20 protein-coding genes are annotated in these 25,093 nt (G+C 59.8%); 2 read left to right on the top strand and 18 right to left on the bottom strand.

The genetic code is table 11. The features are described from left to right. Positions 1-19: 19 nt before the first annotated feature. Positions 20-1,435 (top strand): glutamate--tRNA ligase, encoded by a 1,416-nt coding sequence (gltX, locus tag H0482_RS00810; RefSeq protein WP_193728138.1) that lies wholly within the window; start codon positions 20-22, stop codon positions 1,433-1,435. Between the two features lie 183 nt (positions 1,436-1,618). Further along, a complete protein-coding gene (gene gltA, locus H0482_RS00805) occupies positions 1,619-2,908 on the top strand; it encodes a citrate synthase (protein WP_193728137.1) in 1,290 nt (429 codons plus the stop codon). On the opposite strand, the gene H0482_RS00800 is transcribed toward gltA, so the two are convergent. From H0482_RS00800 to H0482_RS00715, 18 genes are all read right to left on the bottom strand, one after another. Next, a complete protein-coding gene (locus H0482_RS00800; protein ID WP_193728136.1) occupies positions 2,905-4,032 on the bottom strand; it encodes a lipid-A-disaccharide synthase in 1,128 nt (375 codons plus the stop codon). The genes gltA and H0482_RS00800 overlap by 4 nt on opposite strands. A 15-nt stretch (positions 4,033-4,047) precedes the next feature. Beyond that, positions 4,048-4,857, bottom strand: a complete 810-nt coding sequence (lpxA, locus tag H0482_RS00795; protein WP_193728135.1) for an acyl-ACP--UDP-N-acetylglucosamine O-acyltransferase — start codon at positions 4,855-4,857, stop codon at positions 4,048-4,050. Beyond that, entirely contained in the window at positions 4,854-5,330 is a 477-nt protein-coding gene (gene fabZ, locus H0482_RS00790) for a 3-hydroxyacyl-ACP dehydratase FabZ (RefSeq protein ID WP_230989408.1), read from the bottom strand. The genes lpxA and fabZ overlap by 4 nt, the downstream gene beginning before the upstream one ends. Next, positions 5,327-6,355 carry a UDP-3-O-(3-hydroxymyristoyl)glucosamine N-acyltransferase gene (lpxD, locus tag H0482_RS00785; protein ID WP_193728134.1) on the bottom strand — a complete coding sequence of 343 codons (1,029 nt, stop codon included), beginning with the start codon at positions 6,353-6,355 and terminating at the stop codon, positions 5,327-5,329. Before lpxD ends, fabZ begins: the two co-directional genes overlap by 4 nt. 72 nt (positions 6,356-6,427) lie before the next feature. Further along, positions 6,428-8,620: an outer membrane protein assembly factor BamA gene (gene bamA / locus H0482_RS00780; protein WP_193728133.1), complete on the bottom strand. Its 2,193-nt coding sequence runs from the start codon at positions 8,618-8,620 to the stop codon at positions 6,428-6,430. 143 nt (positions 8,621-8,763) lie between these two features. Beyond that, positions 8,764-9,900, bottom strand: a complete 1,137-nt coding sequence (gene rseP / locus H0482_RS00775; RefSeq protein ID WP_193728132.1) for an RIP metalloprotease RseP — start codon at positions 9,898-9,900, stop codon at positions 8,764-8,766. 30 nt (positions 9,901-9,930) lie between these two features. Further along, positions 9,931-10,791 (bottom strand): phosphatidate cytidylyltransferase, encoded by an 861-nt coding sequence (locus H0482_RS00770; protein WP_193728131.1) that lies wholly within the window; start codon positions 10,789-10,791, stop codon positions 9,931-9,933. 5 nt (positions 10,792-10,796) lie between these two features. Further along, complete coding sequence (locus tag H0482_RS00765; RefSeq protein ID WP_193728130.1) at positions 10,797-11,549, bottom strand: isoprenyl transferase; 753 nt, start codon at positions 11,547-11,549, stop codon at positions 10,797-10,799. Positions 11,550-11,582: 33 nt separating this feature from the next. Next, the gene (frr, locus tag H0482_RS00760; RefSeq protein ID WP_193728129.1) at positions 11,583-12,140 is read right to left on the bottom strand and encodes a ribosome recycling factor; all 558 of its coding nucleotides are present in this window, start codon (positions 12,138-12,140) and stop codon (positions 11,583-11,585) included. Positions 12,141-12,236: 96 nt separating this feature from the next. Next, positions 12,237-12,965, bottom strand: coding sequence for a UMP kinase (gene pyrH, locus H0482_RS00755; protein WP_193728128.1), 729 nt, complete (start codon positions 12,963-12,965; stop codon positions 12,237-12,239). A 184-nt stretch (positions 12,966-13,149) separates the two neighbouring features. Further along, the gene (gene tsf / locus H0482_RS00750; RefSeq protein ID WP_193728127.1) at positions 13,150-14,076 is read right to left on the bottom strand and encodes a translation elongation factor Ts; all 927 of its coding nucleotides are present in this window, start codon (positions 14,074-14,076) and stop codon (positions 13,150-13,152) included. 129 nt (positions 14,077-14,205) lie between these two features. Then, positions 14,206-14,979 (bottom strand): 30S ribosomal protein S2, encoded by a 774-nt coding sequence (gene rpsB, locus H0482_RS00745; RefSeq protein WP_193728126.1) that lies wholly within the window; start codon positions 14,977-14,979, stop codon positions 14,206-14,208. A 210-nt stretch (positions 14,980-15,189) separates the two neighbouring features. After that, a complete protein-coding gene (gene dnaE / locus H0482_RS00740) occupies positions 15,190-18,645 on the bottom strand; it encodes a DNA polymerase III subunit alpha (protein ID WP_193728125.1) in 3,456 nt (1,151 codons plus the stop codon). Between the two features lie 446 nt (positions 18,646-19,091). Continuing rightward, the gene (locus H0482_RS00735; protein WP_193728124.1) at positions 19,092-19,778 is read right to left on the bottom strand and encodes an ABC transporter ATP-binding protein; all 687 of its coding nucleotides are present in this window, start codon (positions 19,776-19,778) and stop codon (positions 19,092-19,094) included. Beyond that, positions 19,771-21,129, bottom strand: a complete 1,359-nt coding sequence (locus H0482_RS00730; protein WP_193728123.1) for an ABC transporter permease — start codon at positions 21,127-21,129, stop codon at positions 19,771-19,773. The genes H0482_RS00735 and H0482_RS00730 overlap by 8 nt, the downstream gene beginning before the upstream one ends. 8 nt (positions 21,130-21,137) lie before the next feature. Next, complete coding sequence (gene proS, locus H0482_RS00725; RefSeq protein ID WP_193728122.1) at positions 21,138-22,487, bottom strand: proline--tRNA ligase; 1,350 nt, start codon at positions 22,485-22,487, stop codon at positions 21,138-21,140. Between the two features lie 486 nt (positions 22,488-22,973). Continuing rightward, on the bottom strand, positions 22,974-23,225 hold the full coding sequence (locus H0482_RS00720) for a DUF1467 family protein (RefSeq protein ID WP_193728121.1): 252 nt from the start codon (positions 23,223-23,225) through the stop codon (positions 22,974-22,976). Positions 23,226-23,357: 132 nt separating this feature from the next. After that, positions 23,358-25,031: a ribonuclease J gene (locus tag H0482_RS00715; RefSeq protein ID WP_193728120.1), complete on the bottom strand. Its 1,674-nt coding sequence runs from the start codon at positions 25,029-25,031 to the stop codon at positions 23,358-23,360. Positions 25,032-25,093: the final 62 nt, after the last annotated feature.

Genomic DNA, 25,093 nt, shown 5'->3' with positions numbered 1-25,093 from the left:
TCAAAATGTCTCGGTTGCCATGTCCCAGGTCGTTACCCGCTTTGCTCCCTCGCCCACCGGCTATCTCCATATCGGCGGAGCCCGTACGGCGCTGTTCTCCTGGGCCTATGCCCAGAACCAGGGCGGCAAGATGTTGCTGCGCATCGAGGACACGGACCGGGAACGTTCGACCGAGGCAGCGGTTACCGCGCTTATAGACGGGTTGAAATGGCTCGGGCTCGACTGGGACGGTGAGCCGATCAGCCAATTCGCTCGTGCCGCGCGCCATGCCGAAGTGGCCCATGAGCTGGTGAAAATGGGCCATGCCTACTATTGCTACTGCTCGCCGCAGGAACTGGACCAGATGCGCGAGGAGGCCCGGGCCGCCGGCAAGCCACCGCGCTACAATGGCTATTGGCGCGACCGCGATCCCGCCGAGGCGCCCGAAGGCGTCAAGCCCGTGGTCCGCATCAAGTCGCCGCTCTCCGGCGAAATCATCGTGCATGACCATGTGCAGGGCGACGTGGTGTTCAAGACCGAAAACCTCGACGATTTCATCATCCTGCGCTCGGATGGAACGCCGACCTATATGCATGCCGTGGTGGTGGACGATCATGACATGGGCGTCACCCATATCATTCGCGGCGATGACCACCTGACCAATGCCGCGCGCCAGATCGTCATCTACAATGCCATGGGCTGGTCCGTGCCGGAAATGGCCCATATCCCGCTCATCCATGGCCCTGACGGGGCCAAGCTCTCCAAGCGTCACGGAGCACTGGGCGTCGAGGCATATCGGCAGCTGGGCTATCTCCCCGCCGCCGTGCGCAATTATCTGGCGCGCCTCGGCTGGAGCCATGGCGACGACGAGATTTTCTCCACCGAGCAGATGGTGGAATGGTTCAGCCTCGAAGCCCTCAACAAGGGCGCGGCGCGCTTCGATTTTGTGAAACTGGAAAACATCAACGGCCATTACATCCGGGAGTCCGATCCGACCTACCTCTATAATGTGATGGTCGAGACCGCCCGGGAAGTCGGTCGCGACAACGACGTCCAGGGCCTCCTCACTAATCACAACACCGTGCTCGCGGCCCTGCCCGAATTGCAGCCGCGCGCCAAGACGGTGTTGGAACTGATCGACCTGGCGCAGTTCATCTATGCCCTTCGCCCCATCCAGCCGGATGAAGCGGCGGCCGCGCTGCTGACCGATAACGCCCGCGCGCTGCTGTCCAGCATTGCCAATACGTTAGGGGGGCTTGCCGAATGGTCAGTGCCTGCTATCGACGCGGCCATGCGGCAATTGGCGGAAGAAAAGGGTGTCAAGCTGGGCAAGCTGGCTCAGCCACTGCGCGCCGCCCTCACGGGACGTACCGTATCTCCGGGGATTTTCGAGGTCATGGTGCTGATCGGACGCGAAGAAAGCATGGCCCGACTCGGCGACCAGGCCCCCGCCTGAACTTGACGATGGCGTCCCATCCGGCGCCATCTTCTGGATAAGTCATACTTACCTATCAGTTGCTTGGGGCCGCCAAGACCTGATACCTCTGCATCACAATCCGGCGCTTCCAAGGCGCCGTCCCTCGCGCCGTTTAAATCGCTGTTGCATTGGCGGGCGCGCAGGTGAAACGAGGAGAGCTCAATGACCGACAAAGTCGCCAAACTCGTCATCGGAGACCAGACCCACGAATTCCCGATATTGAGCGGATCGGTGGGTCCGGACGTAATGGACATCCGTTCGCTCTATGCGAAGACAGGCCTGTTCACCTATGACCCCGGCTTCACGTCTACGGCCGCTTGCGACAGCGCCATCACCTATATCGACGGCGATAAGGGTGAGCTTCTCTATCGGGGTTATCCGATCGAGCAATTGGCAGACAAGTCGAACTATCTCGAAGTCTGCTATCTGCTGCTCTATGGCGAATTGCCGAGCAAGACCCAGTTTGCCGAATTCGAAAAGCTGGTGACGCGCCACACCATGGTGCATGAACAGATGCACTATTTCTATCGCGGCTTCCGTCGCGATGCGCATCCGATGGCCATCATGACCGGCGTGGTCGGCGCCATGGCCGCCTTCTATCACGACAGCACCGACATCAACGATCCGCGCCAGCGCGAGATCGCCTCGATCCGCATGATTGCCAAGATCCCGACTCTGGCAGCCATGGCTTACAAATATTCGGTGGGCCAGCCCTTCGTTTATCCGCGCAACGACCTCGATTACGCATCCAATTTCCTGCATATGTGCTTCTCGGTGCCGGCAGAGGATTACAAGGTCAATCCGAAGATCGCCCGTGCGATGGACCTGATCTTCACCCTGCACGCCGATCACGAACAGAACGCGTCCACGTCTACGGTCCGTTTATCCGGTTCGTCCGACGCCAACCCGTTCGCCTGTATCGCGGCGGGCGTGGCCTGCCTCTGGGGCCCGGCCCATGGCGGCGCCAACGAGGCCTGCCTCAACATGTTGCGCGAGATCGGCACGGTGGACCGGATTCCCGAATTCATCGAGCGGGCCAAGGACAAAAACGATCCGTTCCGTCTGATGGGTTTCGGTCACCGCGTCTACAAGAACTTCGATCCGCGCGCCACGGTGATGCAGGCTACCGCCAAGGAAGTGCTGGAAATCCTCGGCGTCGGCAACAATCCAACCCTGCAGGTGGCGCAGGAACTCGAGCGCATCGCGCTTGAAGATCAGTATTTCATCGATCGCAAGCTCTATCCGAACGTTGATTTCTATTCGGGTGTGATCCTCGACGCGATCGGCTTTCCGACCTCGATGTTCACCGTGCTGTTCGCCGTGGCCCGCACTGTGGGCTGGATCAGCCAGTGGAAGGAAATGATCGGCGATCCGCAGAAGAAGATCGGCCGTCCGCGCCAGCTTTACAATGGCGCAACGGCGCGCGACTACGCGCCGATTGCCTCGCGCTAAGCGGCCAGGATGCTGAGGATCCGCTCTGCCGGATCCTGGCGTCCAAGCGGAGGCTGCCCCGCCTCCATCAAATTCGAAAGCTCGCCAAAGGCATCAATCTGCTGCTGGCGGGCTTTTTTATTACCCAGTAGCTCCAGCGCGGCTTGCTCCAGTTCGGCAGTGGAAAACTGCGCGGCGACATGTTCGGGAACGGCCGTCCGGCCGAGGATTATATTGGGCAGGGACACCGGCGGTCGCCCCAGCTGGTCGAACATGCGGGCCTGATGCCCATCCAGTGCGTAGAGCACCATCATGGGAACACGCGCCAGCGCGAGTTCCAACGTTACCGTTCCCGACACACAGATCGCCCCCACGGCGCTGGCGTACAGCGCAGGCCGATCCTCTCGGCGATCCATCAACGTTACGGCAACAGGCCAGCCGGCGAGGTCCGCCTCCAGTCTCATGCGCAGTGACGGCAAGGTCGGGATGACGATTTCGGTGACATGCGGGAGCGCGGCGAGCGTGGGTGCGAGTGCTCTCAGCAAAGGCAGATGGCGCCGCAATTCGCCGTCCCGACTGCCAGGCAATAGCAGTAATGGTCCGGATTCTACGGCTTCTGGGGCCTTGTTCTGCCCCGCGAGCGCCGGATGGCCGACATAATAGGTTGGTGGCCCGCCGAGTTCGGCCATCACCGCGGGTTCGAAGGGCAGCACGGCCAAAACCGCGTCGAAGAGCGGCGTGAGTTTTCCTGCGCGCTCGGGATGCCGAGCCCAGACGGAGGGCGCTACGTAGAGCACAAGCTTCCCCCTATAGCTGCGCTTGCGCAGGCGCTGCGCCAGGAGCCGTGAGAAATCCTGGGAATCGACCAGGATCACGGTATCCGGCTGATTTTTGAGGATGAAGCGGGCAGTCTGTTCGAGCCGCCACAATAGACGCGGCAAATTGAGGATGACATCAGTCACACCCATGACCGCCAGGTCGGACATTGGGTAGAGCGTTGCAAGCCCCTGCCCCGCAAGTTCCACGCCGCCGACACCGGACAGGTCCAGCTCGATCTGCCGGCGCAGCCGCATGATCAGATCGGCGGCGATGCGATCGCCGGAAGGCTCTCCCGCCAGGATAAAAAGGCGCACTGGCTCGGCCATCCCGGCTCCCGATTCTTACTCGCTTTCGTTCCCGTTGCGCGGCAACAGAATGGGTCGACTGGAGGGTTGCCTGATGAAGCCGACAACCTCCTGCACCAGAGAATCGTCCTTGAAGAGTTCGGCGGCGTCCTCGACCCGCTCGATAAGCGTCCCTTCACTGGCGAAGATCTGCCGATAGGCGGCGCGCAGACGGTGAATAGCTTCGCGGTCGAATTTGCGGCGCTTGAGGCCGACAAGATTGAGTCCGGTCAGCACGGCGCGGTTCCCCACGGCCATGCCATAGGGGATGACATCGCCGTCAACCATAGACTGGGCGCCGATAAAGGCGTGAGCGCCAATGCGCGAGAACTGGTGGATAACGCAGGTGCCACCAAAAATCACGTTGTCTCCAACGTGCACATGGCCCGCGACACCGACATAATTTGCCATGATGACATTGTTGCCCAAAATGGCGTCGTGGGCGACATGCGCACTGGCCATGATCAGGCAGTCATTGCCGATTTTGGTCAGCATACCGCCGCCTTCGGTACCCGGATTGATGGTCACCGATTCGCGGATCGTACACCGTTCACCGATCTCGAGGCGCGAATCCTCGCCGTGAAATTTGAGATCCTGCGGCTGGTGCCCCACCGACGCGAAGGGAAAGATACGGGTTCCCGCACCAATCGCGGTTTTGCCTTCCACCACGACATGGGAGATCAGTTCCACATAGTCGCCCAGAACGACCTTCGGTCCCACCATGCAATAGGGGCCGATGCGAACGCCGGCACCAATCACGGCGCCATCGGCAATGATGGCGGTGGGATGAATGTCCGCAGAACTCACGAATCGGCACTCACGATCATCGCGGTGATCTCAGCTTCGGCGACAATTGCGCCATTGACCTTGGCTTCAGCCTTGTAGCGGCCGACATTGCGCCGACGGTGCATCTTGGAAATATGGAATTCCAGCGTATCACCGGGGCCCGCCGGCTTGCGGAAGCGCGCATTGTCCACGCCCAACATGAGCACGATCTTCTTTCCGCCCGCATTGGCATCGTGCTTGATGACAATAGCACCGGCCGTCTGGGCCATGCCTTCGATGATCAAAACGCCGGGGAAGATAGGATTGCCCGGGAAATGCCCCTGGAAGATAGGTTCGTTGAACGTGACGTTCTTGATCCCCACCGCAGATTCGTCGCCATTGATATCGATGATGCGGTCGATCATCAGGAAGGGGTAGCGGTGCGGCAAAGCTTCCAAAATCTCGGCAATGCTCATCGCATCGAGTTCTGTGGCGCTGCTGACGGTATCGTTCATCCCCGCTTGTCCCCTTTAGACAGTTTCCGCAATACGGCGAGTTCTCGCCAGAAATCTCTTATATCCTGTGCCGGCGCCCCGGCAAGTTTGGAGCCGGCGGGCCAGTCCTTGGTGACCGCGGCCCGGCCATGGATCACCGATCCGGCCCCGATGGTCAGATGACCAGACGTGCCGACATTGCCGCCCATGAGAACTCCATCTTCAACAACGGTGGAGCCCGCCAGGCCGCTCATGGCAGCAATCAGGCAATTGCGGCCAATTCGGCAATTATGACCGATCTGCACCAGGTTATCCAGTTTGGTGCCATCGCCGATCACCGTGTCGCCCAGTGCCCCGCGGTCGATGGTGCTGTTGGCGCCGATTTCAACGCGGTCCTGAACGATCACCCGTCCCAGCTGTGGAATTTTGCGGTTGGATCGCCCCAAATCCAGCCAGCCGAATCCTTCTGTGCCGATTCTTACGCCGGAATGAATCACAACGTCATTGCCGATATGGGCGCAGTCGATGGTGCAATTGGCGGCGATGACGCAATTGCGTCCGATCGTAACCCCGGCGCCAATAACCGTATTGGCGCCGATGACCGTGCCTCGGCCGATTTCGACACCAGGTCCGATCGACACGTTCGGACCTAGGACGACGTCCCGCTCATAGAAAGGTGCGCCTAGGTCATTGCGGTCGGCAGCGATGACCGATCTGGTACTGGACGGGTAGAGCGCGTCCAGAATCTCGACGAAAACTTCATGCGGATGATCGGCCGGAACGGCGATGCTGCCCCGGGGGACGAGGTCTAGCAATGAGGGCTTGACCACCACGACACCTGCCGACGTGCTGCGCAATGCGTCTGCATAGCTCTGCTGGGCAGCCAGTGCGACATCGCCCGCTTCGGCCCGGTCGAGTTCATCGGCCCCGGTCAACAGGTGATCAGGAGTGGAAATTGTTTCCGCCAGATCCGCCCGCCCGATTCTGGCGAGCAAGACGCCTATGGCGATGGGGCCGGCAAAGCGGTGGAAACGGGTATCGACCATGACGCCACTCAAAACAAGAGAGCCGCGGCGCTACCGCCCCGCGGCTCTAAAAAGTCTCTCACGCCAGCAGAATTACAGCAAGGTGGAGATGGTGAACTGGAATACCTGCGTGCGGTCGTCCGTGGACTTGTTGAGTACGTGGGCGAAATCGCCACGCAGCGGACCGAACGGCGAAGCCCAGATCAGCGAGGCGCCAACCGAAGCGCGCCACGGATCATCATTGCTCGCCGCAACGGCTGCTCCGCCACCGATGATATCGCTCGCATCGCCAATCCAGGCCGCATCAACCCAGACCGCGCCGGACAGGCCGTAATTCTCCGGAAGGCCAGGGATCGGGAACTCGATTTCGCCAGAAATGCCGGCAAACATCGTGGTGCCGAGATACTCGCCTGAGCCCAGACGCGGGCCATAGCCGCGACCTTGGAAGCCGCGCACAAGCTGCGAGCCGGGGGTGAATGCTTCGACGGCGTGCACACCGGCACCACCGCCTATATTGTTGATCACCCCGGCCTGACCACGCACGCTGGCGACCATGCCGCTATCCTGAAGGAGCGGCATGAAATAACGCGCGCGCGCTTCAGACTTGAGCAAGTGATCGGTCGTGCCGGAATAGTTAAGGTTTATATATTGTTGGCTGAAGGTGGCATAGAGTCCTTCAGTCGGCTTCTTGATATCATCAACGCCGTTCCAGGTCAGAGTATAGCCCGTAAAGACCTTGTGAAATTCCTGACCGTCGGTCACCAGGCTGGAATCGGCCGGTACCGGCGGCGTCGCGCTGGCGTCGCCATCCTTAATCAGCTTGTATTCGTAGCCACCAAAGACATTGGCTGTCAGCGCACTGGTGACTGGAATACCAAAGCGCAACTGGCCGCCAGTCGTCTCCGTACCGTAGAAGCTCGCAGTGGTCTCGTCGTTGATACGACGATAGGCATCGACGCCCGCCGCGACCTTGAGGCCCATGAAGCGAGGCTCGGTGAAGGAGAAGTCGAAAGTACGGCCGGACTGGGACGCGCCAATGGCGGCGCGCAGATATTGACCACGCCCAAGGAAGTTCCGCTCAGTCAGCGACAGCTCACCAAGAATACCGTCCGACGTTGAATATCCCGCCGTGGCGCCATATTCGCCGGTGGACTTCTCAACGACATTGACGTTGAGAACAATCTTGTCGGCCGACGAACCCGGGGCGGTCGAAACTTCAACGCGCGAGAAGAAATCCAGCGCCTGAATGGCGTTACGGCCGCGAATGACCATGGAACGATTGAACGGATCGCCTTCGGCAAAAGCCAGCTCGCGGCGGATCACGAAATCGCGGGTCTTGACGTTGCCGGTGATGTTGATGCGCTCGACATAGACGCGAGCACCTTCGTCCACCAGATAGGTGACGTTGAACGTATTGGTGGCCACGTCACGATCAAGACGCGCCCGAACGTCGGCGAAGGAATAGCCCTGAGCCGTGGCCTCATAGGCCATATCTTCGATGCTCTTTTGCAGGTCGGCATTGGAGAACTGGTCGTTCTGGCCGGTCCGCACCGTACCGCGCAACACATCGGTATTGAGGCCATCAATGCTGGTCTCGATGGCGACGTTACCGAAATTGTAGCGCTGGCCTTCGTTTACCGTGACATTGACGAAATAGGCATTGCGCGAAGCATCATACTCGGCAACCGAATTGACTTGCGCATCGGGGTAACCGCGATTGGCGTAATAGAGGCGGATACGCTCCCGGTCGACGGCCATTTTCTGTTCGTCATAGCTGTCGTCACGCACCAGCCAGCTCAGGATGCCGGTTTCCTTGGTGAGCATGGCGCCCTTGAGGTTATTCGCCCCAATAGCGTTATTGCCGGTGAAATTGATCGCCGCGATACCCGCGCGCTCGCCTTCGTTGACGGTGAAGATGACACGGACACGACCATCGCTGGTCTGCTCGGTGCGGGCCGTAACCGAAACGGACATGAAACCATCGCGGTCGTAGGCCTGGCGGATGCTTTCGATATCCGCGGCGAGACGCTGCTGGCTGAAAATTCCCGTGGTCGAGATATCGACCATCGTCAGAAGCTGGGAATCGGGGAAGCGCCTGTTGCCCTCGAACAGCACCGCCGCAACCAATTGTTCCTGAGCGTTCGCAATCGTGACGCCAAGAACGGGAAGGCCTGCCGCCATGGGAGCGGCCCCGAGAATGGCGATCGCGGAAACCGCGCCACGCATCAGCTTGGTTGGGTGGATCATATTGTTATTGCCTTCTGCACCGGCCCAGGGAATCGCCATGCACAGCGCTCCCCCAAGCTAACTCCATTGGAGTGTTTTACTGTTTTTTTAACCAGGAACAAGTCGCCACTTGCCTTGCAGTTAGCAATTCATTGGCGCCCTTGTATTCGTGCAACACCTTGCGAACCAAGGTTAACAAGGGGTTAGCGGAGAATTCCGAAGTAAGCGAATATGGTATCGTTGAACAGGGTAAATACCATCAGCGCCATCACAAGCGCAAATCCAAAGCGAAATCCAATCTCCTGGACACGCATGCTGAGCGGCCGACCGCGCACCGCTTCGGCGAGGTAATAGAGCAGATGTCCGCCATCCAGCATGGGGATGGGCAGAAGATTGAAGATGCCGATATTGAGCGAAAGCAGCGCCATCAGATTGATCAACGCCACAATGCCCAGCGTTGCGACTTCGCCGGACACCTTGGCAACCTTGACCGGCCCGCCCAATTGCTCGACATCCCCTCGCCCGACAAAAAAATCCCCAATAAAAGCCGCTGTACGCTGGATAATGAAACGGATTTCTTCGACCGTCATGCCGACCGCCTCCACCGGCCCAGGCCGATAGAGCACGATGTCGGTTTCCTCAATATTGCGGGTTACGCCGATGCGTCCGATTCGTTGATTGTTTCCAAAGCGATCTTCAATCTGCACGGCTTCGGGAATCAATTTCAACGTCAACGCGCCTCCGGCGCGCTCGATCTCGACCGCCACTTCCCGCTCCGGACTGGTGGCCACATAGCGTTGAAAATCCTCAAAACCGTGAACGGCGTAACCATCGACGGCCACCACATGGTCTCCCGCCTCGAAACCCGCCGCCTCCGCCACGGAGCCGGCCACGACCTCACCGATCACGGGCGGTATCGTGTAGCGCCCATAACCAAGCAAAAGCGCGTAGAGCACGAAAAATGTCAGCAGGAGATTGGCGATCGGGCCTGCGGCAACGACAGCGATGCGCTGCCACACTGACTTGTTGACGAACAGGCTCGGGGCCAAGGCTGGGTCGATTTTCGAGGCAATCTCGGGGTCCGGCAGGCTCGCTTCGTTCATGTCACCCAGGAACCGAACATAGCCGCCCAGGGGAATGGCCGAGATGCGCCAGCGCGTACCATGGCGGTCGTTCCAACCGATCAACTCACGTCCGAAACCGACGGAAAAGGTCTGGATCGCCACCCCGTTCCAGCGCGCGACAAGGTAATGCCCCATCTCGTGAACGAACACGATCACAGTGAGGACCACCAGGAAAGGCACGGCGTAGGACAGGAGCCAGAAGACGAAATCCAACATGAATCTTCCAAATACAACACCGGCCGGGCGTTACCAATAAAGCAGACCTTCCGCCACGGCGCCGAATCCCGCATGCAGACCGCCCAGGATAACCACGAAGAAAACGCCGAATGTGAGACTGTCCAGGCGATCCATCAGCCCGCCATGGCCGGGAATGATGTCGCCGCTGTCCTTGATGCGAAAATAGCGCTTGATGGCGCTTTCCGCGAGATCGCCGGACTGGCCCAGAATGCTGATGGCAGCCGACAGAAGAACACCGATCCAGATCGGAGAATCAGTGACAAACATCCACACAATCAGTCCCGCCCCCGTTCCGAGTGCAAGGCCGCCCAGCGCGCCTGACCAGGTCTTGGACGGAGAAATATCTGGCGCCAGCTTTTCACCGCCGATCTGACGTCCGGTAAAGAACGCGGCCGAGTCGGTCATCCACACCACGGTTCCGAGATAGACCCCGGCCCAGATACCCAGGTCCCCCTCGCCCCGCATGGCCAGCGCCGAAACAATCAGCAGACCAAACAGCACCAGCCCGCCGATCCGCCAGGTCAGGCCCTCGCGCCCCATCGTCAGAGCCAGAAGACAGGCCAAGAGGATGGCCGCCAGTGACGCGATGATTCCCAGAAGTGGATAGACCAGCCCCGACAGGGCCACCAGTCCAACCAGGACCATGCCCATGGGCGTGAGCGGTGCGCGGGAGACCATGGCCTCCCACTCGCGGTAGGCTCCGCCATAGACCGCACCCACTACAGCTGCGAACAGATAGCTGCCGATATAGAGCGCAGTTGCCGTCAACGCGATCAACACTATCGCAGACGCGAAGCGCGGACCGACATCGGACCAGGAACGACGGCCGGACGCTTTCGGATCAGAAACGGGACCGCCAGATTCGCCCAAGACGCCTAAACTCCTATGCCGCCAAAGCGCCTGTCGCGCGTGGTGTATATTTCCAGAACCCTAACGAAACTGGCCTCGTCAAAATCCGGCCAATTCTCATCGACAAAGACGAATTCAGAATAGGCCGCTTGCCAGAGCAGGAAGTTGGATAGCCGTTGCTCGCCGCTGGTACGAATAATGACGTCTGGATCGGGCATTCCCGCCGTGGTCAGGGCGTCGGCGACGCTTGCTTCGTCAATCGCCTCAGGGTCAAGACGCCCAGCAGCGGCCTCACGCGCCAGATGCCGTGCCGCGGCGACGATCTCGGCCTTGCCGCCATAGTTGAAGGCGACGATCAGCGTCAGGCCAGTGTTGCGTGCGGTCTTGGCTTCGACGTCGTCGATCAGTCGCAGGAGAGACGGTTCGAGCCCTGCACGAGCACCAATGATGCGCACCTTGACGTTGTTGCGGATCAATCGCTGCAAATCCGATGCAACAAACCGTCTCAAAAGACTGAAAATGAATGAGATTTCATCCGGCGGCCTGGTCCAGTTCTCTGACGAGAAACTGAAGACCGTCAAATAGGAAACGCCGTAATTGATGCAGTTTTCGACCAGGCCGCGCAGCGCCTTGACGCCTTCGACATGGCCTTCGGTCCGCCGCTTCCCACGCTGCTTGGCCCAACGGCCATTGCCGTCCATGATCACGCCGAGATGGACCGGAATGCGCAATCCCGGCCCAGCTTCCGATTTCAAACTCGCGGCGGGTTCCCCTGCCATCGACGCCCTCCCGGCGCGGGATCAGCGGGCCGGTCAGACCTGCATGATCTCCTGTTCCTTGCTTGCCACGATGTTGTCGATCTCGGAAACAGCGTCGTCCGTCGCCTTTTGCACCAGATCCGACTGCTTCTTGGCGTCGTCCTGGCTCATGTCGCCGTCCTTCTCGGACTTTTTCAAGGCGTCCATGCCATCGCGCCGGATGTGGCGCACGGCAACACGGGCCTGTTCGGCGTAATTGTGGGCAACCTTGACCAGTTCTTTGCGGCGCTGCTCATTGAGTTCGGGCAACGGCACGCGGATCACCTGTCCCTCGCCCATCGGATTGAGACCGAGCCCGCTGTCACGAATAGCCTTCTCGACCGCATTGGCCAGCGAGCGGTCCCAAACCTGCACCGACAACATGCGCGGCTCGGGAACTGTGACCGTGGCTACCTGATTGAGCGGCGTGCGCGAACCGTAGGCATCAACAGTCACCGGCTCCAGCAGGCTGGCGCTGGCGCGGCCGGTCCGCAGGCCGCTCAGTTCGTCCTTGAGCGACGCAATGGTTTTCTGCATGCGTGTCTTGAGATCGTTCAGATCATAGCTGGCCATGGCTTTCGTCCTTCCAGTCCCTGACGTTTCCGGGCAAGGCCTCGGTTGTCAGCTTTACATGTCCCCGACGGGTTCAATGTCCCGTCAAAAGAATTATTATTCGTTGTCGAGCGGCTGGCCCACACGCGTTGAACGGCCCCTGCCCTCCAAAACGCCCGCCAGCCCCGCCGCATCGTCCAAGGCATATACGATTATCGGCATGGCATTGTCGCGGGCAAGTGCGAAAGCCGCCGTATCCATCACCTTCAGATTCTTGCCAATCACTTCGTCATAGCTGATCTGGCTATAGCGGGTCGCATTCGGATCCTTCATTGGATCCGCGGAATAAACACCATCAACCTTGGTGCCCTTGAGCACGACGTCGCATTCCAGCTCGATTGCGCGCAATGTGGATGCGGTGTCGGTGGTGAAGAACGGATTGCCCGTGCCACCGCCCAGCACCACAACGAATCCCTCCTCGAGCGCCAGCTTGGCGTCGCGCGCAGTAAAGGTGTCGGCGACCGAAGGCATGGTGGCGGCGCTGAACGGCTTGGACTTCACGCCCTGCCGGGAAATGGCATTGCTGAGCGCCAGCGCGTTGATCATGGTGCCAAGCATGCCCATAAGGTCGGCGGTCACCCGATCGGTGCCGTCGGCCGCTCCCGCCATGCCGCGGAAGATATTGCCGCCGCCAACCACGATGGCCACCTGCGTGCCGCTACGCGCAACGTCGGCGATCTGAGCGGCGATCCCTTGCAGGAATGGCGGCTCGATGCCGAAAGAATTGTCTCCCGCCAGCGCCTCGCCCGAAACCTTGAGCAATATGCGCTTATAGGCAGACGACATGAATGGACCTCGTGTTCACAAAATAGGAGACCGCCGAATCCGGCAGACCTGAATGACCCTATGGCAAAATAGCCATGGAAAGAAGGCGAAGTTGGTTCAGAAATGAACGGACTGAAAAGGCTCGATCCGCCAATTGGCGGAGAGCAACAGGCGGGCCCAAGGGCCCGCCTGGTAAATATTCGGCTTATTTCACGCCAGCAGTGGCCGCGACTTCAGCGGCAAAGTCGGTCTCGGCCTTCTCGATGCCCTCGCCGAGCGCAAAGCGCACGAACTTAGTCAGCTTGATCGGAGCGCCGGCATCCTTCTCAGCATTCTTGATGGCGTCGGAAACCTTGGTTTCGCCGTCGATCACGAAGACCTGGCTGAGCAGGGTGACTTCCTCGAAATACTTGCGCATGCGACCATCGACCATTTTCTCGGCGATGTCGGCTGGCTTGCCGCTTTCCTTGACCTGCTCAAGGATGATGGCGCGCTCGCGGGCAACAATGTCCTGATCAAGTTCTTCGGGTGAGATTGCCTGGGGCTGGGCTGCGGCGATATGCATGGCAAGCTGCTTGCCCAGCGCGGACAAGGCGGCCTTGTCGCCGGTCGATTCCAGAGCAACCAGAATACCGATCTTGCCGAGGCCCGGCTTCACCGCGTTGTGGATATAGCTTTCAACCACGCCATCAGACACTTCCACCGTCTGCGTACGACGCAGATTCATGTTCTCGCCGATCTTGGAGATGGCTTCGGTCAGTTCTGCCGAAACGGAATGGCCGGTGCCGGGGAACGGCATTTCGCCGAGCTTGACGACATCGCCGTCGGCGTCGAGCGCCAGCTTGGCGACGGCACTGACAATGCCCTGGAACTGTTCGTTACGGGCCACGAAGTCGGTTTCCGAGTTCACTTCAACCGCGGCAGCCTTGGTTCCAGCGGTGACGACACCGACGAGACCCTCGGCGGCGACGCGGTCGGCTTTCTTGGCGGCCTTCGCGAGGCCGCGCGTGCGCAGCCAGTCGATTGCGGCTTCCATGTCGCCATTGGTTTCGGCCAGGGCCTTCTTGCAGTCCATCATCCCGACACCCGTCGAGTCGCGGAGCTGCTTGACCATTGCGGCAGTGATTTCCATGGGGTTCACCTCTTGGCGGCCCCTGATGTCAGGGGCATTGTTCTCAGGATTCAGCCCAAATCCGGGCCTTAAACGCCTTCGGGAAAGGCGGAGACCGCCTTTCCCATCGAAAGCGCGTCAATAAGACGCTTAGTTGGCAGCGGCTTCGTCTTCGGCCGGCAGGTCTTCAGCCGGCGCTTCGGACGACGAGCCGAGATCGGCGCCAAGGGCGCTCGAGGAACGACCAATGCCGTCAATGGCAGCGCGCGAGATCAGCGAAACATAAAGCTCGAGAGCGCGGCTGGCGTCGTCATTGCCCGGAATGGCGTAATCAACGGTGTCAGGATCGCAATTGGTATCAACAATGGCAACGACCGGAATGCCCAGACGACGGGCTTCCTTGATGGCGTTGGCTTCCTTGTTGGTGTCGATCACGAACAACAGGCTCGGCACATTGCCCATGTCCTTGATGCCGCCCAGGTCGCGCTCAAGACGCTCCTGCTCGCGGGACATCATCAGGCGCTCTTTCTTGGTGCGCAGGGCCAGATCGGCTTCGCTCATCGATTCCAGCTCGCGCAGGCGAGCGATGGAATTGGAGATGGTCTGCCAATTGGTCAGCGTACCGCCGAGCCAACGGGAATTGACATAATACTGGGCCGACTGCTTGGCGGCTTCCGCAACGAGCGGCGCGGCCTGGCGCTTGGTGCCGACGAACAGCACGCGGCCGCCATCGGCAACGGTGTCGCTGACCAGCTGCAGGGCGCGGCTCAAAGCCGGCACGGTCTGGCTGAGGTCGAGAATGTGGATGTCGTTGCGAACGCCGAAAATATAGCGTTCCATCTTCGGGTTCCAGCGATGCTTCTGGTGACCGAAGTGAACGCCAGCTTCGAGAAGCTGACGCATGGAGAATTCTGGCAGTGCCATGATGGGCTGCTCCTTAACCGGTTGATGCCTCCACGAAGCCTTGCAGCGGAGAACCGCCACCGGATGGATTTCCCTCAAGGAAAGCCTGCTTCGTGTGTGTGATCACATCCGATACGATATCGGACGCGGGGCTGCTATAAGCCAAGCATGCCGGATGCGCAAGCCACATGCAGGGCTGGTCGCCTTCCACTCCGGCGCAAGACGGCCAATTTAAGCGAATCGCACGTCCATCACACCGTCCAGCGCCTTGATGCCACCGGCAACTTCATCGGTGACATTGTATTTTCCGGGCAGCTCGATCTCATATTCCCGCGCCCCGCCATCGCGAATGACCACAAAATTCACGCGACCATTGCTGCCACGCCGCAATTGCATGCTTGTCGGGCCGAGAGCCTTGGCGTCGGACATGAAAATGGTCAATTGCCGATCGACCCGCTCGGCCAATCCCTCGATGGCTTCGGCGGAAATCAGGCGCAGGCTGATGCCCTCCGCGCGCTCGTCGGCGCCCACCTGCAAGATCACCGAATTGCCAGGCTGCAAAATCGCACCGAATTCGTTGATCTGTTCGGAGAAAGCGATGCATTCAAAGGTGCCGCTCTGATCGGACAGGGTCAGGATCATCATCGGCGTGCCTTTTCGCGTTCGCCGGTCGTTACGCGATGAGATCGTGCCGGCCAGCCGCCCTGCCCCCGCGCCATCCTTTACCGCCCGCTCAAAATCGCTCCAGCGCTGCACCCGCACCTTCTCGAACAGGTCCGCATAAGCATCGAGCGGATGGGCCGAAAGATGAAACCCGATAGCCGAAAGTTCCCGATCTGCCCGCTCGGTAGAATTCCACACCGGCACGCTCGTCGGCAGGCGGAACGGCTCCTCCTCCACGCTGTCGAACATGGATACCTGACCGCTGCTACGATCCGCCGTCAGCGCCTGCGCCGTGCCGATTATGGTTTCAACGGCGGCAAAGGCCACTTCGCGACGCGGCGCCAAGCCATCAAAGGCGCCGGCATTGACCAGCGTTTCCAGCGTCCGCTTGTTGAGGACGCGGGGATCGACTCTGCGGGCAAAATCACCGAGATCCTTGAACGGGGTATCGCCGCGCACCTCGACGATATGTTCGGCCATAGCCCGCCCCACGCCCTTGACCGCCGAAAGGCCATAATGGATGCGGTCCTGCTTCACCGAAAACACAACCTCGGACTGGTTGACGCAGGGCGGCACCACCTCGATGCCTTTCTTGCCCGCTTCCCGGCGGAAATCCGAAAGCTTGTCAGTCTGCGCCATGTCGAGGGTCATCGACGCCGCGTAGAACTCGTGGGGGAAATGCTCCTTGAGATAGGCGGTCTGATAGGAGACCCAGGCATAGGCGGCCGCGTGGCTCTTATTGAAGCCATAATTGGCGAACTTGGCGAGCAGGTCGAAAATTTCGTCGGCCAGCGCCTCGCTGACTCCCTGCGGTCCCGAGCCATCGCGGAAACGAACGCGCTGCGCGTCCATTTCCGCCTTGATCTTCTTGCCCATGGCGCGACGCAACATATCGGCTTCACCCAGCGAATAGCCGGACAGAAGCTGGGCAATTTGCATCACCTGTTCCTGATAGACGATGATGCCATAGGTCTCGTCGAGCACTTCGGACAAGGCCGGATGGGGATAGACCACCTTCTCGGTGCCGTGCTTGCGATTGATGAAGCTTGGAATATTGTCCATCGGGCCGGGCCGATAGAGCGCGTTCATGGCGATCAGGTCTTCGATACGGTCGGGCTTGAGCTCCATAAGCGCCCGCCGCATGCCGGCGCTTTCAAACTGGAAAATGCCGTAGGTATCGCCACGCGCGTAGAGTTTGTATGTCGCTGCGTCCTCTATGGGGATGGCGTCAATATCGAGTTCCACGCCCCGGTTCTTCGCCATGTCCACGGCATAGCGAATGGTGGTCAGGGTCTTAAGGCCAAGGAAGTCGAACTTGACCAGACCCGCCGGTTCCACCCATTTGAGATTATACTGGGTGACCGGCATGTCGGAGCGCGGATCGCGATAAAGCGGCAGCAATTGCTGCAAGGGCCGGTCACCGATCACGATACCGGCAGCGTGCGTCGAGGCATGACGGTAAAGCCCCTCAAGCGCCTGCCCGATCTCGACCAATTGGCTGACGGTTTCGTCTTCCTCCGCCATCTGGCGGAACTGTGGCACCTCTTTCATGGTCCGCTCGATGGACCACGGATCGGCGGGGTTGGCCGGGACGAGCTTGCAGATGCGATCCACCTGCCCATAGGGCATTTGCAGTACGCGCCCCACGTCGCGCAACACGGCGCGAGCCTGAAGCGTACCGAAAGTGATGATCTGCGCGACCTGGCTCGATCCGTACTTGTCCTGCACGTAACGAATGACTTCTTCGCGGCGATCCTGGCAGAAGTCGATGTCGAAGTCGGGCATCGACACGCGCTCTGGATTGAGGAAGCGCTCGAACAGCAGATTGTAACGCAGCGGATCAAGATCGGTGATGGTGGTGGCATAGGCCACCAGCGAGCCGGCGCCCGAACCGCGCCCGGGACCGACGGGAATATCGTGAGCCTTGGCCCATTGGATGAAATCGGCCACGATCAGGAAATAGCCGGGAAACTTCATCTTCTCGATGATGCCCAGCTCGAAGTCGAGCCGCTCGCGATATTCCGCTTCGGTCTTGCCCGGCGCGATGCCGACAATCTTCAGCCGCGCATCGAGGCCATCGACGGCAATGCGGCGCAACGCCTCGGCCTCGGCTGCCACCACCTCATCCTCGCTGTCATGCGAGCCGGCGGCGAACTTGGGCAGGATGGGGCCTCTGGTGCGCGGGCGATAGGAAATACGCCGGGCGATTTCGACTGTCGATTCCAGAGCTTCGGGCAGGTCGGAGAACAATTCCGCCATCTCGGCCCGGGTCTTGAAATAATACTGGTCGCTTAATTTGCGGCGTTCGGTCTGCGCCAGCACCGAACTGCCGGCGATTGCCAGCAGCGCATCGTGGGCTTCAAATTCCTTCTCAGTCTTGAAGAAAGGCTCATTGGTCGCCACCAGGGGAATGCCCTTGCGATAGGCGTAGTCAATCAGCCGAGGTTCGACCCCGGCTTCCATGGCGCGGCCATGGCGTTGCAATTCGATATAAAAGCGATCGCCGAAAAAATCGGTCAGCAGATCGAGCCGTCGAACGGCATTCGCGTCCTGGCCATGGGCGAATGCCATATCGATCGCACCTTCGGGCCCACCTGACAGACAGATGATTCCGTCGAGGCTTTCCCTGCTCAGCCAGCCCAGGCTGGCCCGGGCCAGTCCGTCCTCGCCCTCGAGATAAGCCCGCGAGACCAGTTGTGAAAGGTTTGAAAACCCTCGCTCCGACTGGGCCATCAGCACGACACTGGATTTTCCCGCCCAGGCTATATGGCCGCGCTCGCTCAATCGTTCCTCGGCCGCGGCGAAATCCACCGCCAGCTCGACACCGATCAGCGGCTGGATGCCCTTCTTGGTCGCCTTCTCGGAAAATTCGAGAGCGCCGAACAGATTATTGGTGTCGGCAATTCCGAGTGCCGGCTGCGCATCCTCGGTGGCGAGCTTGAGAATGGTCTCAAGCTGCAGCGCGCCTTCCAACAGCGAGAAGGCGGAATGAACGTGAAGGTGAATGAAGCCGGGGCCGCGCATATGCATCTCCTTGGCAGACTCTGTGGCAAGGGCCTGGCCAGGTCAAACCACAGAGCGCTCAATCCACAGGCGATCACACCAGCTTGGTAATTATGTCCATCCAGGTCAGCGAACCGATGGTGAAGACACCCAAGGTCACGAAAGCGGCGAAGTCCTTGACGAAATCGAGCATCTCTATCTCCTGTGTTTCTGTAATGTTCTTATATGTTCGATTTTTGTTCACGTCTAGACAGGAACACCGGTGAAACCGGGCACAGGCGCCAACTGGTTAGGAAATCGTTAGGACTGATCTGGCGCGTGGCCGAATTCGGGCGCATTCCGCCGCTGAAAGCAGCCGGCGACGCAGAGCTTTTTGGAAAGAGTTTTGCCGCCACAAAAGCGCAACGCCGGTCCCGCGACTGAGCAGAACCGGCGTGCCGGACAGGTCGGTCCTTGGTGGGACCGGATTACAGGCTGTGCGGGATCACAAGGCCATTCTTGATGGTCACAATCCGGTCGGCTCGCCGCGCCAGGTCGTAATTGTGAGTGGCGATCAGGGCCGCAGCGCCTTCGTTGCGGATCAGGCTCTTCAGCGCCTCAAAAACTCGATCACTGGTCTCGGGGTCCAGATTGCCAGTCGGCTCGTCGGCAAGCACGACGCGCGGATGGTTGGCGGCAGCGCGCGCGATGGCAATGCGTTGCTGTTCGCCGCCGGAAAGTTCCGCCGGTCTGTGGGTGGCGCGCGGCGCCACCCCGAGCAGATCGAGCAATTGCATTGCCCTGCTCTCGGCCGCCTTCTGATCCTTGCTGGCGATCAATTGCGGCATGACCACATTTTCCAGTGCGGTGAATTCGGGAAGGAGGTGATGGAACTGATAGACATAGCCCACGGTCGAGCGGCGCAATTGCGTGCGGCCCCGATCATTGAGCTTGCTGGTGGGCTGGCCGACAATCTCGATCTCTCCCGCCTGTGGGGATTCCAGCAGGCCACAGAGATGCAGCAAAGTGGATTTTCCGGCACCCGAGGGGGCAACGAGCGCGACCATTTCGCCGCTTTCGACAACCAGATCGGCGGCCTCCAGCACGCGCACCATGCGCTCGCCTTCGCCGTAGTGACGGTGGACGCCGGCAAGGCGTAGATGCGGCTTACTCATAGCGCAGGGCCTCCACCGGATCATATTGGGCGGCACGCCAAGCCGGATAAAGTGTGGCCAGGAAGGAAAGCCCGAGGGCCATGCAGACCACCACGGTCACCTCGACGGGGTCGACGCGGCTGGGCAGTGACGAGAGAAAGAACACTTCCGGCGGGAATAAGGTCACGCCCAAAAAATCGGAAATCGAGGCGCGGATCGCCTCGGCATTGGAAGCGACAACCAGGCCGAGCACGAAGCCGAGCAAGGTTCCGATAAAGCCAATGGCAGTCCCGGTGATCGAGAAAATGCGCATGATCGATCCTCGCGTCGCGCCCATGGTGCGCAACACGGCAATGTCGGCGCTCTTGTCTTTCACAAGCATGATAAGGCTGGCGATGATGTTGAATGCCGCCACCAGTATAATCATCGACAGGATGGTGAACATGACCACGCGCTCCACCTGCAGGGCGGAGAAGAAAGTCTGGTTGCGCTCCTGCCAGGAGGTGAGGATCATCGGGCGAATGCCGGGCGCAGATTGCAGGCGCTGGCGCATGGCGCTCACCGCATCTGGATCCTTGATGAAGATTTCAGCCGCGGAGGCGCGCGGAATTCGTTCATAGGCAGCGTCGATTTCTTCGTCACTGGCCAGTGGGTCAAGCGGCCCCATTCCGGGCCGCAACACTTCATCGACCAGCTTGAAAAAGTCCTGTGCCGGTTCGAGCGGCATGTACATGAAGAAGGAATCGAACTCGACCATGCCAAGATTGAAAATGACATTGACCGGATAGGAGCGGATTTGCGGGGTCGAGCCGAAGGGGGTCATCGTGCCTTCGGGATTGATGATCTGCACCTGGTCGCCAAGGCCGACGCCCAGCGTCTGCGCCAGGCGATAGCCGATGGCGACGCCCCGGCTATTGTCCCATTGATCAAAACCGCCCTGTTCGGCACTGTCGTAGAGCAATGCCAGCTTCTTGAGATTTTCCTCATCCATGCCGCGCACGGTGACGCCGGTCGAACTGCCCCGTCCTGAGGCCAAGACCTGGCCCTCTACGAAATAGACCGCATAAGACACCCCATCGACCTGTTCGAGCGCCGCAATCGTCTCCTTGTAGTCGGTGAACTCACTCTCAATGGGATAGGCGGTGAAGTGGCCATTAAGGCCAAGAATCTTGTCCAGCAATTCCCCGCGAAATCCGTTCATCACCGACATGACGACGATCAGCGTCGCCACGCCGATGGCCACGCCGACCATGGTGAGGCTGGCAATGACCGAAATGAAGGCTTCCTTGCGGCGCGCGCGCAGATAGCGCCCGGCAATCATCCATTCGAACCGGGCAAAGGGACGTGTCCGGTTCGCCGGCGACTCTTGCATGGTGGAGGTCAAATGTCGGTCATCCGTTGCGGTTCGATCAGGCTTTTCAGGCGCTCGACCGCCCCGGCAAGCGGCAGAGTCTCGCGCTCGCCGGTCTTGCGATGCTTGATTTCGACTTCGCCGTTTTTAAGGCCGCGCGGCCCCAAAATCAGCTGATAGGGGATTCCGACAAGATCGGCAGTGGCAAACTTGCTGCCAGCGGGCTGGTCACGGTCATCATAGAGCATGTCCAGGCCGGCGGCGGAAAGTTCCGCATAGAGAGCATCACAGGCCGCGTCAGTATCGGCATCGCCAGCCTTGAGATTGATCAGCACGGCCTCAAAGGGCGCGACGGAAACCGGCCAGACTATGCCGTTCTCGTCATGGCTGGCTTCGATGATGGCGGGGACGACGCGGGTAAGGCCGATGCCATAAGATCCCATATGAACAATGGTCTCCTTGCCGTCGGCGCCGGTGACGCTAGCCTTCATCGGTTCGGAATATTTGGTCCCGAAATAGAAGATGTGTCCAACCTCGATCCCGCGCGCGGAGACGCGCTTGTCCTCGGGCACGGCGGCTTCGTATTCGGCCTTATCGACCATTTCCTCGGTGGCAGCGTAGAGCGAAGTCCAATCGTTGAAGATCGGCTTCAGGTCGCCGCGGAAGTCCACATCCTTGGGAGGGATGGGCTTGTCGAGCAGATCACGGTGGCAGAAAACCTGGCTCTCCCCGGTTTCCGCCAGGATGATCCATTCGTGGCTGAGGTCGCCGCCGATGGGGCCAGTATCGGCGCGCATCGGTATGGCCGTCAGTCCCATGCGCGCATAGGTACGCAGATAGGCGACGAACATGCGCTCATAGGCGGCGACAGCGCGGTCCTTGTCGAGATCGAACGAATAGGCGTCCTTCATCAGGAATTCGCGGCTGCGCATGGTGCCGAAGCGCGGGCGCACTTCGTCGCGGAACTTCCATTGAATGTGGTAGAGGTTGAGAGGCAGGTCTTTGTAAGACTTAACATAAGACCTGAAGATGTCGGTGATCATCTCCTCATTGGTCGGGCCATAGAGAAATTCCCGCTCGTGCCGATCCTCGATGCGCAGCATTTCCTTGCCATAGGCATCGTAGCGCCCGGATTCGCGCCAGAGATCGGCCGACTGAATGGTGGGCATGAGCAGTTCAACCGCGCCGGAGCGGTTCTGCTCCTCCTCGATGATCTTCTGCACTTTCATCAGGACTTTGTAGCCCAGGGGAAGCCAGGAATAGAGGCCGGACGCCTGCTGGCGGATCATGCCGGCACGCAGCATCAACCGGTGCGAAACGATCTCCGCTTCCTTGGGAACGTCGCGCAGCACCGGCAGAAAATATCGGGAAAGACGCATGATAACTCCGAAAACTGGTGCTTCGACTCGTAGGGATTGTTGTTGCCCACTCAAAGCCTAAAGGCCCATTCGATTCAAGCATGCAAGCTATGCAGAATCTACTTGGCAGACCCCAAAAGTGTTGTTAGGGTCCAGCGCAATAAAACAAAGGCGGCCCAAACCGCCGGACGTCGACAACGTCAAGGGAGGAGCGTTGGCAGCCGCTTCAAAGCGCGCCTAAGACCAACGTATTGTCGAATAAACTCATTTTAGCGGGGCCCTGTGCCCCGCTTTTTTGTTTTAGAACAAAGAAATATGGCCAAGTCCAAAACCTTTAGACAAGCATGATGCGCCTGCCGCTTCGCCTTGTTTTGTGAGGTTGGGAAACAGCCGTGAAGAAGGATTTGGCAATTTACGCCATCAAGACGACGACCGGAAAACCGCGCTTGTCATGACCTGAAGACATGCAAGTGCAAGAAGCCGGCTGAGGCAGTCAGCCGCGCTTGCTCAGCGGTTCCAGTAGTGGTGCAGCGTTTCATTCGACAAGCCCCACAGCACCAAGGCTGTAAACACCGCAGCTAGCCCGGTGGCCAGGAGGGCCTTGAATATCAGCCTCGGCTTGACCGGCGCGCCGGGATCGGAACCGGCGACGACCTGCGTGCCCGTTTCGTGGTGGCTTTGACTGCCGATGGGCAACACCATGACGAAGGTGAGCCACCAGACTATGAAATAGACAGCGATGAGGGAGCCGATCTGCATTGGTCTATCTAGCCTGGACTGGAGACGGAAAGAAAGTCGCCAACGTGTCGCGGGTTAAGGTGCCTCGCCCTGCCCCTCATTCCGGATCAAGCCGGAGCGAGGGGCGATGGGCGACGGCCAAATCTGTCCCGATCAAACCCGATGAACGAAGACGCTGACATTGGGCTTGCGGCCCCAGAAAGCATTGACCTCGTTGCGGATGGCTTTGAACAGCGCCGAATTCAGCACTTCACTATCCGAACGGCGTTTCGGTGGCATCGACTTGATGACGCCGGCAATGGTGTCTTCCACCAGGTCCGCCACCGATTCCTCGTCGGTCTCGGGCAATCCTTCAACCACCATTTCAGGACCGGATACAACATAGCCGCTGGAATTGACCGCAAGGCTAACAATGATCATGCCGCCAAACGAAAGACGCCGCCTGCCTTTGACGCCACTTTCTTCAGGCGTGCAGAGCACAAGACCATCGAGATAAAGCTCGCCGGTACGCACCTCGCCGGGAAAGGTCATTGATTCCGGAAAGAGCCGAACCAGGTCGCCATTGCGCACTTCACGCACCTGGGGAATGCCGGCCTCGCGCCCCAGCTTGGCATGAGCGTCGAGATGCGCCGCCTCGCCATGCACCGGCACAAGAACCTGCGGCTTCACCCAGGAATAGAGCTTCCGCAACTCTCCCCGGCGCGGATGCCCGGTGACGTGAACCAGGGCATCGCCGGCATTGATGACCTCGACGCCTTTGTCGATCAACAGGTTATGGATGTTCTGCACTTCCCGCTCGTTGCCCGGAATGGCCCATGACGAGAAAATCATGCGGTCGCCCGCCGCGAGATCGATCACTGGGTGATCGCCCCGGGCAATGCGTGCAATAGCAGCACGCGCTTCGCCCTGGCTGCCGGTGCAGATCAGCACGCATTTGTTGCGGGCGATGGACTTGTACATGTCTTGGTCATGCAGCGTCGGCAGCCCTTCGAGCATGCCCAATTCCTTGGCAATGCCCATGATCCGGTGCAGCGAACGCCCGGACATGACCACTTCGCGGCCGGCCTTGTGAGCAGCACGAACGATGGAGACCACACGACCGACATTGGAGGCAAAGGTCGTGATCGCAACGCGATTTGGCGCTTCAGCAATCAGCTTGGCGAGATTATCTCCAACTTCCTGCTCGCTCGGGCTTTCGCCGTCTTTCATCGAATTGGTGGAATCGCAGATCAGCGCCAGCGGCAAGTCGCTCTCGCCGCCAATGGCTTCGAGCCGTGCAAAATCGGTCGGCGCGCCCATCGTCGGGGTCGGATCGAGCTTCCAGTCGCCGGTGTGCAGCGCCCGGCCAACCGGCGTGGTGATCAGCAATGCGTTTGATTCGGGGATCGAATGCGCAACGTTGATGGGCTCGATGGTGAAAGGGCCCACCGTGAACGGCTTGCCCGGCTGCATGATGGTGATATCGACATTTTCGACGATGCCATCCCCTGCCCGCTTGGCCGCCAGCATCGCGGCAGTGAACGGAGTCGCATAGACCGGCTGGTCAAAGACCGGCCAGAGGTCGAGCACGGCGCCGTAATGGTCTTCGTGGCTATGGGTGAGGATCAGCGCCAGAACGTCGTCGGCATTTTCTTCCAGGAATTCGGGATTGGCCATGACAAGCTCGATACCCGGCAGATCCGGCCCGCCGAAGCTCACGCCGCAATCGACGACGATCCATTTGCGCTTGCGTTCCGGACCGAAGCCATAGGCGGCCATGTTCATGCCGATTTCACCGACGCCGCCGAGCGGCACGAAGACAAATTCGTCCCTTTGGTTCTTAGCCATGGGTTTTTCTTTCTTTTAAATCGCGCGACGCCGGGCGAACTCTGGTCGCCGGTCGCCACGCT

This window comes from Devosia faecipullorum (genome assembly GCF_015158295.1).
Lineage (GTDB): Bacteria > Pseudomonadota > Alphaproteobacteria > Rhizobiales > Devosiaceae > Devosia > Devosia faecipullorum.
This window is presented reverse-complemented; position numbering and strand designations above follow the sequence as displayed.

What these genes read in the sequence shown, in the direction of transcription:
- lpxD (WP_193728134.1), bottom strand. Translation starts at nt 6,355, where the DNA reads ATGGTCGATACCCGTTTCCACCGCTTTGCCGGCCCCATCGCCATAGGC.
- rseP (WP_193728132.1), bottom strand. Translation starts at nt 9,900, where the DNA reads ATGTTGGATTTCGTCTTCTGGCTCCTGTCCTACGCCGTGCCTTTCCTG.
- H0482_RS00800 (WP_193728136.1), bottom strand. Translation starts at nt 4,032, where the DNA reads ATGGCCGAGCCAGTGCGCCTTTTTATCCTGGCGGGAGAGCCTTCCGGC.
- H0482_RS00765 (WP_193728130.1), bottom strand. Translation starts at nt 11,549, where the DNA reads ATGGCAGGGGAACCCGCCGCGAGTTTGAAATCGGAAGCTGGGCCGGGA.
- H0482_RS00715 (WP_193728120.1), bottom strand. Translation starts at nt 25,031, where the DNA reads ATGGCTAAGAACCAAAGGGACGAATTTGTCTTCGTGCCGCTCGGCGGC.
- gltA (WP_193728137.1), top strand. Translation starts at nt 1,619, where the DNA reads ATGACCGACAAAGTCGCCAAACTCGTCATCGGAGACCAGACCCACGAA.
- proS (WP_193728122.1), bottom strand. Translation starts at nt 22,487, where the DNA reads ATGCGTCTTTCCCGATATTTTCTGCCGGTGCTGCGCGACGTTCCCAAG.
- tsf (WP_193728127.1), bottom strand. Translation starts at nt 14,076, where the DNA reads ATGGAAATCACTGCCGCAATGGTCAAGCAGCTCCGCGACTCGACGGGT.
- bamA (WP_193728133.1), bottom strand. Translation starts at nt 8,620, where the DNA reads ATGGCGATTCCCTGGGCCGGTGCAGAAGGCAATAACAATATGATCCAC.
- rpsB (WP_193728126.1), bottom strand. Translation starts at nt 14,979, where the DNA reads ATGGCACTGCCAGAATTCTCCATGCGTCAGCTTCTCGAAGCTGGCGTT.
- dnaE (WP_193728125.1), bottom strand. Translation starts at nt 18,645, where the DNA reads ATGCGCGGCCCCGGCTTCATTCACCTTCACGTTCATTCCGCCTTCTCG.
- pyrH (WP_193728128.1), bottom strand. Translation starts at nt 12,965, where the DNA reads ATGTCGTCTGCCTATAAGCGCATATTGCTCAAGGTTTCGGGCGAGGCG.
- H0482_RS00735 (WP_193728124.1), bottom strand. Translation starts at nt 19,778, where the DNA reads ATGAGTAAGCCGCATCTACGCCTTGCCGGCGTCCACCGTCACTACGGC.
- fabZ (WP_230989408.1), bottom strand. Translation starts at nt 5,330, where the DNA reads ATGAACGATACCGTCAGCAGCGCCACAGAACTCGATGCGATGAGCATT.
- H0482_RS00720 (WP_193728121.1), bottom strand. Translation starts at nt 23,225, where the DNA reads ATGCAGATCGGCTCCCTCATCGCTGTCTATTTCATAGTCTGGTGGCTC.
- gltX (WP_193728138.1), top strand. Translation starts at nt 20, where the DNA reads ATGTCCCAGGTCGTTACCCGCTTTGCTCCCTCGCCCACCGGCTATCTC.
- frr (WP_193728129.1), bottom strand. Translation starts at nt 12,140, where the DNA reads ATGGCCAGCTATGATCTGAACGATCTCAAGACACGCATGCAGAAAACC.
- H0482_RS00730 (WP_193728123.1), bottom strand. Translation starts at nt 21,129, where the DNA reads ATGCAAGAGTCGCCGGCGAACCGGACACGTCCCTTTGCCCGGTTCGAA.